Source organism: Micromonospora fluostatini, assembly GCF_050410825.1.
GTDB classification, from domain to species: Bacteria; Actinomycetota; Actinomycetes; order Mycobacteriales; family Micromonosporaceae; genus Micromonospora; species Micromonospora rosaria.
This window is the reverse complement of record NZ_CP191251.1, coordinates 2,996,154-3,009,100: the sequence shown is the minus strand read 5'-3', so window position 1 is coordinate 3,009,100 and position 12,947 is coordinate 2,996,154. Positions and strand designations below refer to the sequence as shown.

The window sequence follows — 12,947 nt, the reverse complement described above, 5'->3', positions numbered from 1 at the left end:
CGGTAGCGCGGCGGCGCGCTCGTGACCGGCTCCGTGTCGGGGGGTCTCGCCACGCGGGTGCTGGCCCGCAGTCGCCGTCACCCCGACGCCCTCGCGGTCGTGGACGGTGACCGGCAGCTCGACTACGCGGCGCTCGCGGACTGCGCGGCGGCGGTCGCCCTCGGGCTCTGGCGACTCGGCGTGCGGCGGGGTCAGGCGGTCGCCGTCTGCCTGCCCCGGTCCTGGCAGCTGGTCGGCACCATGCTCGGCATCCTGCGCGTGGGTGGGGTCGTCGTCCCGCTCGACGCGCGGAATCCCGCCGAGCGCAGCCACCACATCCTGACCGACGCCGGCTGCACGATGGTCGTGCACGACGGCACCGTCCCGGCCGGGTTGCCCCACCGGGTCACCTGCGCCGCCGCGGACGATCTCCTCGCGACCGAGACCGGTCCGACGCCCGACAGCACCCCGGCCGACTGCTCGTTCCTCTTCTACACGTCGGGTACCGCCGGTCGGCCGAAGGGCGTGCAGGTGCGCGACGGCGGCATCCTCCGGCTGGCGGAGCCCGGCTACCTGGAGTTCGGTGCCGGCCGGCGGTTCGCCTGCCTGGCCGACCCGGCGGTCGACGCGCTCAGCTTCGAGGTGTGGGTGCCGTTGCTGACCGGCGGCTGCTGCGTCATCGTCGCCGACCCGGTCGCGCGGACGCCACGCCTGCTCCGCGCCGCGCTGCTGCGGGAGCGGATCGACACGGTCCTCGTCACCACCGTGCTGTTCGCCGCGGTCGTCGCCGAGGAGCCCGCCTGCTTCGCGGCGACCGACCAGGTGCTGGTGGGCGGCGAGCAGCTCGACGTGTCGCTGGTGCGCCGCTGGTACCGCGACAACCCGGACAGCACCACCCGGCTGCACCACGTCTACGGCCGCACCGAGTGCACCACCCTGGCGCTGAGCCACCCGATCGACCGCGAGGTCACCGGGGAGGTGGTCCCGATCGGGCTCGCCCTGCCCGGCACCGAGGCCCTCGCGGTGGCCGGCGACCGGCCGGCGGCGCCGGGCGAGCAGGCCGAGCTGTACCTCGGCGGGGAGGGGGTGGCGGCGGGCTACCGCAATCTGCCCGAGGAGACCAGCTGCCGTTTCGTCCGGCTCGCCTGGCGGGCGGGCCGGCGCTACTACCGGACCGGGGACCTGGTGCGGCTCGACGAGGACGGCACGATGGTCGTCGTCGGCCGGGCCGACCGGCAGGTGACGGTGTGCGGCTGCCGGGTCGAACCCGGTGAGGTCGAGCGGCAGATCCTGACCCACCCGGGCGTCCTGCTGGCGCATGTCTGCGCCCGCCGTGACCCGGCGGCCGGGGGCAGCGAACTGCTCGCCTACGTCGTGCTGCGCCACGAGGTGCCGTACGGCGACTACGACCGGCACCTGACCCACACCCTGCCGCCGGCGCTGCGCCCGCGCCGCACCTACCGGGTCGACGCGTTGCCGGTGACCGACGACGGCACCGTCGACGAGGCCGCGCTCCTGGCCGCCGCCGGCCCGCCGTCACGCGGGGAGGGGGACGGCGTGGTCGTCACCGCCTGGCGGCGGCTGGGGGAGGAGCACCGGCCGGGGCCGGTCGGCGTGGTGCCGGGCCCCGACCACGACGCCGCCGTCGGGCCGCCGCACCTGGGCGAGGCGTCGACCGCGATCCACCAGGACGGAGGGACGCCGTGAACCCGTACGAGTCGATGCCGGCACGGGCGTTCTGGCGGGCGGCGGTCGCCGAGCCGGGGATGGCCGGGATCAGCGACCTGTGGCGGCCGGCGTTCGCGATCGGCCAGGACGACCCGGTGATCACCGCCGGTTCCTGTTTCGCCGCGAACCTGGGCCGGGCCCTGCTCGACCGTGGCTGGAACTGGTGGGACGCCGAGCCGGCGCCACCGGGGCTGACCGGTCCGGAGCGCCGGGCCAGGGGTTACGGGGCCTTCTCCTTCCGCACCGGCAACATCTACACCGCCGCCGTCGCCCGGCAGTGGCTCGCCTGGGCCCTCGGCCGGGCCGAACCGCCCACCGAGGCGTGGGCCGGGGAGGGCCGGTTCTTCGACCCGTTCCGGCCGTCGATCGAGCCGGCCGGGTTCGCCAGCGCCGAGGAGATGCTCGAGTCCCGGCTCACCACCCTCGCGGCGATCCGCCGCGCGGTCACCGGGGCGAGCGTCCTCATCTTCACCGTGGGGCTGACCGAGTCGTGGCGCGACGCGGCCAGCGGCGACACCTATCCCGTCTGCCCCGGCACCGTCCGTGGGGAGTTCGACCCCGACCGGCACGTGTTCCACGAGTTCACCTTCGCCGAGGTGTACGAGGACCTGGTGGCGATCGTGGACCTGTGTCGCGCCGCCAATCCCGGCCTGCGCGTCGTGCTGACCGTGTCGCCGGTGCCGTTGACGGCGACCGCGACGGGTGGGCACGTGCTGACCGCCACCGTGCACGCGAAGTCGGTGCTGCGGGCCGCCGTCGGTCAGGTGGCCGCCGAGCGCGACGACGTCGACTACTTCCCGTCGTACGAGATCGTCGCGGGCTTTCCGGCCCGGGCCGCGTTCTTCGAACCCAACCTGCGCACCGTCACCCCGGACGGCGTGGACTTCGTCGTGCGGCACTTCGTCGGCGCGCTCGCCGGCCGCCCCGCCGCCCGGCCCCGCCGCACCGGCACTCAGATCGGAGGGGATCCCTGTGACGACGCCGTCCTCGACTACTACAGCCCCCGCTAGGTTCCTGCTGCTGGGCGACTCGCACGCGGGACCGATCGGGCGGGCGGCCCAGGCGGCGGGGATCGCCCTCGCCGGTGGGCCGCTCGATATCAGCCGCCGGTACCCGGAGTCCTTCTACGACCTGGGCGACGGCGATGTCGTCTTCCGTAAACCGGCCACCGAGCAGCACTACCGGGAGTTCCTGGCCGTGCTCGGGGTGGCCCGGATGAGCGACCTGCGCGTCCCGGTGGTCTCGACCCTCGGGTTCGGCGTCCACGTCGTCGCGGCCGTCGAGAACTGGCGGATCTACCGCGACGCCACCGGCGGCTTCCCGCCCGGGTTCATCGGCGGTGGCCTCTTCGAGGGGATCATCACGACGTACTACCGCCAGACGCTCGACCTCTACCGGCACATCCGGGGCATGGGCGTCCGGGTCCTCGGGGTGATGCCGCCGCAGCGGGTGCCGCCGGAGGCGGACCCCGAGGTCTTCTTCGGCGCGCAGCAGTGCATCCGCCGCGAGCTGCTCCGGCTCGGTGTGGAGGTGCCCGACCTGCGGTCCCGGGTCACCGACGAGACCGGTTTCCAGCGCCCCGAGCTGTGCGATCCGGACGACTTCGTGCACGGCAACCTGGCGTTCGGCCGGCTGGTCCTGGCCGATCTCCTCGACCGTGGCCTCTGAGCCGGCCGCCGAGCGGGCCGGCCGGCCGCCCCCGACGAGGAGGGCGGCGGCCGGTCCGCCGGAGACCGTGCGGGCGGGTCACGCCGCCCGGGTCAGGCTCCGGGTCAGTCCGTCCGCGAGGCGCGGGCCGGCCTCCGCTCCGGCGGCACGCAGGTAGGCGTTCGCGCGGGCGTAGGGGTGGCTGGCCGCGTGGGCGTCGGCGTCGCCTGCGGCGTACGCGGCGGCGACCGCGACCGCGTTCACCCGGGCGTTGACCCCCGCGAACGACTCGGCGTGGGCGGCGACGTAGTGCTCGGCGTACTGGCCGGCCTGGGCGGCCGCCTCCGCTGCGGGGGCACCTCGGGAGGTGAGGTAGTCGTAGGCCGTCGCGTAGCTGGTGGCGCGGGCCTCGGCGGCGGCGTACGCGCGCCGGTAGACCTCGGTCAGCCAGGGTTCGAGCGCCGCGACCCAGTCCTGCTCGGTGCCGGGGTCGCCGTGCAGCGCGGCGGTGTGCAGGCGGCTCAGCGCGGCACTGTCCGGCACGGCCAGCAGGGGGATGACCGTGGTGCGGTGCCAGTCGTGCACCGCCGTGAGCGGGACGGTGGACCAGTTCGGTGTCACGGGCGGTCCTTCCGGGGGACGAGGGTGACCGGGACCGAGTCGTAGCCACGGACGAGGTTCGAGCGGGTGCGGACGACCGGGCCCGCCGGCTCGACGCGCTCCACCCGGCTCAGCACCTCGCCGATCATCGCGGTGAGTTCCGTCGTGGCGAGCGCGGCACCCAGGCAGTAGTGCGTGCCGGCGGCGAAGGCGAGGTGCGGGTTCGGCGTGCGTGTGACGTCGAAGGTTGCGGCATCGGTGAAGACGGCCTCGTCCCGGTTTCCCGACGCCAGCCACGCGGCGACGCGTTCGCCCGGCCGGACCAGGTGTCCGCCCACCCGGGCCGGTACCACCGCCGTCCGTACCACGTGCGTGGCCGGGCTGGTGAACCGGAGCACCTCCTGCACCGCCGGGCCGAGCAGGGCCGGGTCGCGTCGCAGCCTCGACCACTGTTCGGGTGCGGCGGCCAGGGCGAGCAGCCCGCCGGCGGTGGCGTGCCGGGTGGTCTCGTTGCCGCCGGAGAGCAGCCCGTCGCAGTTGAGCAGGATCTCCTCGTCGGTGAGCGGCACGTCGCGGATCCGCGCCGCGATCAGGGTGCTGATCAGGTCCTCGCGGGGTTCGCGCCGGCGCCGGGTCAGCAGCTCCTCGAAGTAGAGCAGGATCTCGGCGTGGGCCTCGGCCACCGTGAGGGTCTCCGCGCGGCCACCGGTGGGGCCGAAGGCCACGGTCGTCCGCTCGACCATGAAGTCCCAGTCCTCGGCGGGTACGCCCAGCATGTCGCAGATGACCGAGGCGGGTAGTCGGGCGGCGACCCGGACGAGGTCGCAGCCCCCGTCGCGCAGCGCCTCGTCGACGATCCGGGCGGCGGTCGCGCGCATGGTGTGCTCCAGCCGGGCGACGACTCGCGGGGTGAACGCGGAGTTCACCACCCGCCGGATCTCACCGTGCCGGGGTGGGTCGCTGACGATCAGCATCTTCCCGGCGGCGGTGGCGGTGGCCTCGGGGTTGTCGTCGAGGCGCATCCCGCGTTCGGAGGTGAACCGGGTGTGGTCGCGGAGCACGCGCAGGATCTCCGCGTGGGTGACGACCGCCCAGAACCAGTCGCGGTCGCGCTCCACCCGGTGGACCGGGCCCTGTGCGCGCAGCCGGGCCCAGAGCGTCTCGGGGTCGCCGTCGCGGGCGAGGTCCGGGTCGGCCAACACGCCGCCCGTGGCGATCCGGTCCGGGCCGGGGGCGGCCGTCACTGGTCGACCATTCTGCGCAGCGGCTTCCGGGCGGGGATGGACATCTCGCCCAGGCGACGGGCGAGGTCGGCGACGGTGGGGGAGCGGAACAGGGTCCGGATGGGGATCTCCACCCCCAGTTCCGCCCGTGCCCGCGCGATCAGTCGGGTGGCGGACAGCGAGTGCCCACCGAGGGCGAAGAAGTCGTCGTCGACGCCGACCCGGTCGACGCCGAGCACCGCGCCGAAGAGTCGGCACAACGTCGCCTCCTGCGCGGTGGTCGGGGCGCGGTACCCGTCGCCGCCGGGCGTCGGGCTCGGCAGGGCCGCGCGGTCCAGCTTCCCGTTCGGGGTCAGGGGCAGCTCCGGCAGCACGACGACCGCGGCCGGGACCATGTACGCGGGCAGCAGTTCGGCGACGTGTGCCCGTACCTGCCGGGTGGTCGGCGGCGCCGCCCCGGGTTCGGGTACCAGGTAGGCCACGAGCTGCGGCTCGCCCGGCCGGTCCTCGCGGGCGATGACGGTGGCGTGGCGGACGGCGGCGTGCCGGGTCAGCGTCCGCTCGATCTCGGCCGGTTCGATGCGGAAGCCGCGCAGCTTGATCTGGTGGTCGGTGCGGCCCAGGTACTCGACCTCACCGGTGGCGGTCCAGCGGGCGAGGTCGCCGCTGCGGTACATCCGCGCACCGGGGCCGCCGAAGGGGTTGGCGACGAACCGTTCGGCGGTCAGCGCCGGTTGCTGTGCGTAGCCGCGGGCGAGGCCCTGCCCGGCGATCCAGAGTTCACCGGTCACCCCGGGCGGTACGGGGCGCAGCGTCCGGTCCAGGATCAGGATCTGGTAGTTGACCAGCGGACGGCCGACGGACGGTGGTGTGCCGGCGTTCCCGGGACCGAGGTGCGTGGCGGTGGTGTAGAAGGTCTCGGTGGGGCCGTAGGCGTTGGTGACCTGGGCGGTGTGCGTGCGCAGCGCCTCCGCCACGGTGGCGGGCAGGGCCTCGCCGGTGCTGACCACGCGGAGCCCGCCCATCCGGTCCGGGGCGTGGGCGGCGAGCACCCGCCAGAGCGCGGGGGTGGCCTGCATGACGGTGATCCCTGTCCGTTCGGCGAGGTCGAGCAGGGCCGGGGTGTCGACGATGTCGTCCCGGTCGGCCAGCACCACCCGGGCTCCGGCGAGCAGGGGGAGGAAGAGTTCGAGCGCGGCGATGTCGAAGGCGACGGTGGCGACCGCCAGGAGCCGGTCCGCCGTGGTCAGGGCGAGCAGGCGCTGCATCCCGGCCAGCGAGTTGACCAGTGCGCCGTGCTCGACGACCACCCCCTTCGGGCGGCCGGTCGAGCCGGACGTGTAGATCGTGTAGGCGGCGTGCCGGGTGGTGACCGGCACCCGGGGCGGGTGGCCGGGGTGGGTGGACAGGTCGGCCTCGGCCAGTGTCGGTGGATCCAGCACCAGCACCGGCCGGCTGTCCTCGATCACGGCGCGGATCCGGGCGGCCGGGTACCCGGGGTCCACCGGGACGTAGGCGGCGCCGGCCTTCCCCACCGCCAGCAGCGCCGCCACCAGGTCGGTCGACCGGGGCAGCAGCACCACGACCCGGGACTCGGGGGCGACGCCGCGCCCGATGAGCCAGTGCGCCAGCCGGTTGGCCCGTTCGTCGAGGTGGTGGTAGGTCAGGGTGTGCCCGTCGTGTTCGACGGCGACCGCGTCCGGTGTCGCCGTGGCCCGCGCGGCGATCAGGTCGGCGACGGTGGCGTGGGGTACCTCGGCCGCGGTGTCGTTCCAGCGGTGCAGGACCCGGTCGCGCTCGTCGTCGGTCAGGATGTCGATCGCGCCGACGGTGGTGCGTGGTCGCGCCGCGATCTGCCGCAGCACCCGGGTCAGCCGGTCGGCGACGGCGGCCGCCTCGCGCCGGTCGAGGGCGTCGTGCTGGTACTGCAGGGTCACTCGGAGCAGCGGGTCGGCGGCGGCGATGACGGTCAGCGGGTAGTGGGTCGGGGCGTGCGGTCGGATACCGGTCACGGTCAGCTCCGAGGCCGCGCCGCCGGCCCGGTCGACGGGGAACGACTCGAACACCATGAGGGTGTCGAACAGCGTGCCGAGTCCGGTCGGGCGTTGGATGTCGGCCAGTCCGAGGTGGTGGTGTTCGCCCAGCGCGGCCTGGGTGTCCTGCAGGCGTCGCAGCAGGTGCGGCAGGTCGTCGGCGGGTGCGCACCGCACCCGGACCGGCACGGTGTTGATGAACATGCCGATGGCGTCGTCGACGCCCGCCAGGTCGGCCGGCCGTCCCGCCACGGTCGCGCCGAAGACCACGTCGTCGCGTCCGGTCAGTCCGGCGAGCACGATCGCCCACGCGCCCTGGACGAGGGTGTTGACGGTGACGCCGAGCGCGGCGGCGCGGCGGGCGAGCAGGACGGCGTCCTCGCTGGACAGCGCGGCGGTCACCGCGCCGCTGCCGGCGCGGTGCCGGCGGGGGCCCGGCGCGAGCAGGGTCGGCTCGGTCACCCCGGCCAGTTCGTCCCGCCAGGCGTCCGCCGACCGCACCGGGTCCTGCCGCGACAACCAGCGCAGGAAGTCGTGGTAGCCGGCGGCCGGGGACGCGGTCAGGTCGCGGCCGGGCGCCGCGTACGACCGCATGAGCTCCCGCCCGATCAGCGGTACCGACCAGCCGTCGAACAGCACGTGGTGGGCGGTGAGCACGAGTTCGGCCCGGTCCGGTCGGATCGTGACGAGGGTGAGCCGCAGCAGCGGTGGCCGGTCGACGTCGAAGGGGGTGGTGCGCTCGGCGGTGAGGATCTCCTCGAGTTGTTCCTCGGCTGCGGGGTGGCCCGTGAGGTCCAGGTGGTTCCAGGTCAGGGTGACGTCGTCCACGACGACCTGTACGGGCTCACCGTCGGTGGCCGACGGGAAGGCCACCCGCAGGTTCGGGTGCCGGTCGAGCAGGGCCTGGCCTGCGGCGCGCAGGCGGGTCGGGTCCACCGGGCCGGTGAGCCGGAACACGAACTGGGTCTGGTACGCGCCGGCGGCCGGGTCGCCGAGCATCGTGTGGAACAGCAGGCCCGCCTGCAGCGGGGTGAGCGGCCACACGTCGCCCAGCGGACCGAACCGCTGCCGCCAGGTGTCCAGGTCGGCCTGGGTGACCCGCACCAGCGGCACGTCGGACGGGGTGAGCCCGGTCCCGCCGGTGGCCACCAGCGTCCGCAGGCCGCGCAGGGCGGTGGACCAGGTGCCGGCCAGGTCGCGGACCTCGTCGGCGGTGAGGACCCCGGTGGCGAAGGTGAACAGGGCGGTGAGCAGCGCGTCGTCGCCGACGCCGGTCACCAGGGCGTTGACCTCCAACGCGCTGAGCGCGGGCATCGCCGGGTCGGGTGCCGCCACCAGCGCGTCGCACTCCGGGGCGGGGGTCCAGCCGGCGTGGTCACCCGCCCGGGGGGCGTCGGCGGCGAAGTGGCCGAGGAAGTTGAAGCCGATGTCGTCCGCCGGGTAGCGGCGCAGCTCCGCCGCGGTGTCGTCGTTGAGGTAGCGCAGCAGGGTGTAGCCGTTGCCGTCGGCGGGCAGCCGGCGTCGTTGCTCCTTGACGCGCGTGAGCGCCTCCCCGGCGGCGGGTCCGCCGGCGACCGCCTCGTCGACGTCGATGCCGGAGAGGTCGAACCTGACGGGGTGCAGGCTGGTGAACCAGCCGACGGTACGGGAGAGGTCGGCGCCGGGCACGAGATCCTCGTGCCGCCCGTGTCCCTCCAGCCGTACCACCATGGGGGCGTCGGTGCTGCCGCGCCGGTGGTGGGCCACCGCCACGACCAGGGCGGTGAGCAGCACGTCGTCGACGCCGCTGCGGTACGCCCGGGGTACCGACGTCAGCACCGCCCGGGTGAGGTCGGCGGGCAGCGACATCCGGACGGTGTCGGTGTGCGCGGTGACGTCCACCGCCGGGTCCAGCGGTCGGGTTCCGATCGGGTGGGCCGCTCCGGTGAGCAGGTTGCGCCACAGCGGTAGTTCCGCGGCGCGTTCCGGCCGCGCCGCCTCGTCGGACAGCGCCCGCAGCCAGCGCCGCAGGGAGGTGCCGACGGCGGGCAGCACCGGTGCCGCGCCCACCCGGACCTGCTGCCAGGCGTGGGCCAGGTCGAGCAGCAGCACCCGCCAGCTCATCCCGTCGACCACGAGGTGGTGCGCCGCCACCAGGAGGCGGCCCGGTGCGCCGGTCCGTGGCTCGAACCACACCAGCCGGAGCATCCGTCCCGCCCGGGCGTCGATGTCCCGCACCGTGGCGGCCGCCTCGGCGCGCAGCAGGGCCGGCCAGGCCGGTCCGGTCCACCCGCCGGGACAGGACACCCGCCGGATCAGGCCGGCCGCCGGCACCGTCCGGGGCGGGTGCACGAGGAGGCCGTCGTCGACCAGCCGGGAGCGCAGCACGTCGTGCCGGTCGAGGACCGCGCCGATCGTCGTGACCAGGCCGTCGAGGTCCAGCCCGGCCGGCAGTTCCAGGACCAGCCACTGGGCCAGCCGGTCCAGGCCGGGACCGCGGTCGGCGATCAGCCGGGCCATCGGCGGCAGCGGCAGCAGACCGACGCCGCCGCCGTCGAGTTCGGCGAGCGTCGGCGCGGCGGTGTCGCGGGTCGCGGCGTCGGCCAGCGCGGCGACGGTACGGCACTCGAACACGGTGCGCGGGCTGAACGTCAGGCCGTCGGCGCGGGCGCGGGCCACCACCTGGATCGCGCGGATGCTGTCCCCGCCGAGGGTGAAGAAGTCGTCGTCCAGCCCGACCTGGCTCAGCCCGAGCACTTGGGCGAACGCGTCGGCCAGGAGGCGTTCCTGCGCCGTCCGGGGTGGCCGGTAGGTGCGCGAGACGAACTCCGGCTCCGGCAGGGCGTTGCGGTCGAGTTTGCCGCTGGTGCCCAGCGGCATCCGGTCCAGGACGACGACGGCGGCGGGGACGAGATGCGCCGGTAGCCGGGCCGCGAGGAAGCCCCGCACCTCGGCGAGGTCCAGACCGGCGTGCAGGTCCCAGGTCGTGTCGGCGTGCCCGACGCTGCGGGAGATCGCCGGCACGACGTAGGCGACCAGCTGGGCCGCGCCGTCGGCGCCGCGGCCGGCCCGGGCGAGGACGGCGGCCGTCGAGATCCCGGGGTGGGCGGCCAACGCCGCCTCCACCTCGGCGGGCTCGACCCGGAAGCCGCGGATCTTCACCTGGTGGTCCACGCGTCCGTGGAACTCCAGGTCCCCGTCGGTGTTCCAGCGGGCCAGGTCACCGGTGCGGTACATGCGCTGTCCGGGCGGCCCGAACGGGTTGGCGACGAAGCGTTGCGCGGTGAGGCCCGGACGGGCGTGGTACGCCCTGGCGAGGCCGGCGCCCGCGATGTACAGCTCGCCGCGTACCCCGTGGGGGACGAGCCGCAGGTCGCTGTCCAGCACGAGCAGGGTGAGGTTGTCGATGGGGGTGCCGATCGCGACCGTGGTGGCGTCCGGCCGGTACTGCCAGGAGGCGACCTCCACCGCGGCCTCGGTCGGCCCGTACAGGTTGTGCAGCGGCACGGCGAAGAGCCGGTGGAAGCGGGCGGCGAGGTCGGCGGGGAGCGCCTCGCCGCTGCAGACGACGCGGCGCAGGCTGGTGCAGGAGGCGGCGGCGTCGGGGGTGGCGAACTCGGCGAGCATCGACGGGACGAAGTGGAGCACCGTGATCGCGTGCCGGTGGATCACCTCGGCGAGGTAGGCGGGGTCGCGGTGGCCGTCCGGGCGGGCGAGCACCAGGGTGGCGCCGGTGATCAGGGGCCAGAAGATCTCCCAGACCGACACGTCGAAGGAGGTCGACGTCTTCTGCAGCACCCGGTCGGTGGGGTCCAGCGGGTGTCGGTCCTGCATCCACAGCAGCCGGTTGACGATCGCGGCGTGGGAGACGACCGTGCCCTTGGGTTGTCCCGTCGATCCCGACGTGTAGATCATGTACGCCGGGTTCGCGGTGGAGTGGGGGGTGACCGTCGTCGGCCCGTCGGCCAGCGGTGCCTCGTCCACCGCGATCACGGGGGTGCCGGTCGCGCCGAGCGCCGCGACGGTCTCCGTGACGCCGAGCAGCAGGACGGGCCGCGCGTCGGCGAGCATGAACCGTACCCGGGTGGCGGGGTAGTCCGGATCGACGGGCACGTAGGCCGCGCCCGCCTTGAGCACCGCGACCAGCGCCACGACCAGCTCCAGCGACCGGGGGATGGCCACCGCGACGAACCGCTCCGGTCCCGCGCCGGCCTCGGTCAGCAGGCGGGCGAGCCGGCCGGACCGGTCGGCCAGGTCCCGGTAGGTGAGGTTGTCGCTGCCGAAGCGCACGGCGGTCGCGTCGGGGGTGGCGCGGGCCTGCCGCTCCAGCAGGTCGGTCAGGGTCACGTCCGGCCGGGTGACGGCCGGGCCCGCGCACCGGGCCAGCAGCGCCTGCCGTTCGTCGGCGTCGAGCGCGCCGCCGTCGCCGACGGGGGCCGCCGGGTCGGCCATCGTGGCGCGGAGGAAGGTCACGAACCTGCTGACCAGACCGGCGACGTCCGGCTCGTCGTACAGCGTGCTCGGCGCGTCGAAACGCACGTGGAGGTCGCTGGCGGGGGTGCCGTCGGGGTAGAAGCTGATCATGATCTCGTCGGCGAGGCCGAAGGTGCCGCCGGCGAAGCGTGCCACGCTGCCCGCCAGGTCGAGCGCCTCGACGAACGGGATGATGTTGACGATGGCGCCGAACGGGCTGCGCGCGTCGGCGGCCCGCCCGGTGGCTCGTCTGATCAGCGCGGTCTCGTGCCGGGCGTGCCGGAGCACGGCCAGGCGTTCCCGGCGCAGGGCCCCGGCCAGGTCCACGAGGCTGGTGCGGGGGGCGACCTGGACCTGGAGCGGCACCCGGTTGGAGAACAGGCCGAGCGACCGGCGCAGCGGACCGGTGCGGTGGTTGACCGTGATGGTGTGCAGCGGTCTGGTCACGTCGCACAGGTGCCGCAGGTAGGCCGTGGCCGCCGCGGCGAGCAGGTCCTCGACGGTCGTGCCCGACGCCTGCGCGGCGCGTCGCCAGGCGGCCACCTCGGCGGCCGGGACGGTCGTGGTGCGGGTCGTCATGCCCAGCGGGCGGGTGAGGGCGTCCCAGTCCCCGGCCTCCACCTGCGGGGCGCCGGCCGCCGGCCGGACGCCGGTGGGTAGCTGCGCCGCGGTCGGTTCCCCGGCGAGGTAGCCCTGCCAGAAGCGTTCGGCGTCGGCGAACCGCTGCGAGGACGAGTACCGGCGGTCTGCCTCACCCGCGTCGGCCGGGGACCACGCGACGTCGCCGGGGACGGGGGTGCGGTCCCGTCGGGCCCGGTAGACCTGCGCGATCCGCTGGGACAGCAGGTCGAGCACCCCGAACGCGTCGGTGAGGATGTGGTGGAAGGCCAGGACCAGGAGGTGCCGGGTGGGCCCGAGGCGGACCGACCCGACGCGCAGGAGCGCGTCCGTGCCGAGGTCGAACGGCCGGGCCGCCAGGTCGGCCACGAACCCGCGCGCGGCGGCGGCCGGGTCGTCCGCGCCGCTCACGTCGACGTGGAACGGTCTCCAGGTCCGCAGGTCGCGGGGGACCAGCCACAGCCGGTCGTCGTCGCGGCGGAAGTTCACCGCCAGGGCACCGGCCTCGCCGACCACCGTGGTGACCGTCGCCGTGAGCAGCGGCACGTCGAGCTCACCGTCGACGTCCCACAACGAGACCACGTTGTTCGGCCGCTCCGGTGCGAACTCCTGCGCCAGCCACATGGCCTCCTGCGCGGACGTCACAGGGCTCTGCCCCATCCAGGTA

6 protein-coding genes are annotated in these 12,947 nt (G+C 75.0%); 3 read left to right on the top strand and 3 right to left on the bottom strand.

Annotated features, from left to right (window positions below):
* The first annotated feature begins 21 nt into the window (after positions 1–21).
* Genes ACQUFX_RS12735 through ACQUFX_RS12725 form a run of 3 tightly spaced genes read left to right on the top strand, consistent with a single transcriptional unit; the run spans position 22 to position 3,375 of the window.
* Positions 22–1,686 carry an AMP-binding protein gene (locus tag ACQUFX_RS12735; RefSeq protein WP_428966233.1) on the top strand — a complete coding sequence of 555 codons (1,665 nt, stop codon included), beginning with the start codon at positions 22–24 and terminating at the stop codon, positions 1,684–1,686.
* Positions 1,683–2,717: a GSCFA domain-containing protein gene (locus ACQUFX_RS12730; RefSeq protein WP_428966232.1), complete on the top strand. Its 1,035-nt coding sequence runs from the start codon at positions 1,683–1,685 to the stop codon at positions 2,715–2,717. Before ACQUFX_RS12735 ends, ACQUFX_RS12730 begins: the two co-directional genes overlap by 4 nt.
* The gene (locus ACQUFX_RS12725; RefSeq protein ID WP_428966231.1) at positions 2,680–3,375 is read left to right on the top strand and encodes a hypothetical protein; all 696 of its coding nucleotides are present in this window, start codon (positions 2,680–2,682) and stop codon (positions 3,373–3,375) included. The genes ACQUFX_RS12730 and ACQUFX_RS12725 overlap by 38 nt, the downstream gene beginning before the upstream one ends.
* 78 nt (positions 3,376–3,453) lie before the next feature.
* Here ACQUFX_RS12725 and ACQUFX_RS12720 read toward each other — a convergent pair whose 3' ends face one another.
* From ACQUFX_RS12720 to ACQUFX_RS12710, 3 genes are read right to left on the bottom strand one after another with little or no spacing between them, the layout of a single operon-like run.
* A complete protein-coding gene (locus ACQUFX_RS12720; protein ID WP_428966230.1) occupies positions 3,454–3,975 on the bottom strand; it encodes a hypothetical protein in 522 nt (173 codons plus the stop codon).
* Positions 3,972–5,198, bottom strand: a complete 1,227-nt coding sequence (locus ACQUFX_RS12715; protein ID WP_428966229.1) for a cytochrome P450 — start codon at positions 5,196–5,198, stop codon at positions 3,972–3,974. The genes ACQUFX_RS12720 and ACQUFX_RS12715 overlap by 4 nt, the downstream gene beginning before the upstream one ends.
* Positions 5,195–12,940 carry an amino acid adenylation domain-containing protein gene (locus ACQUFX_RS12710; protein ID WP_428966228.1) on the bottom strand — a complete coding sequence of 2,582 codons (7,746 nt, stop codon included), beginning with the start codon at positions 12,938–12,940 and terminating at the stop codon, positions 5,195–5,197. The genes ACQUFX_RS12715 and ACQUFX_RS12710 overlap by 4 nt, the downstream gene beginning before the upstream one ends.
* Positions 12,941–12,947 lie beyond the last annotated feature (7 nt).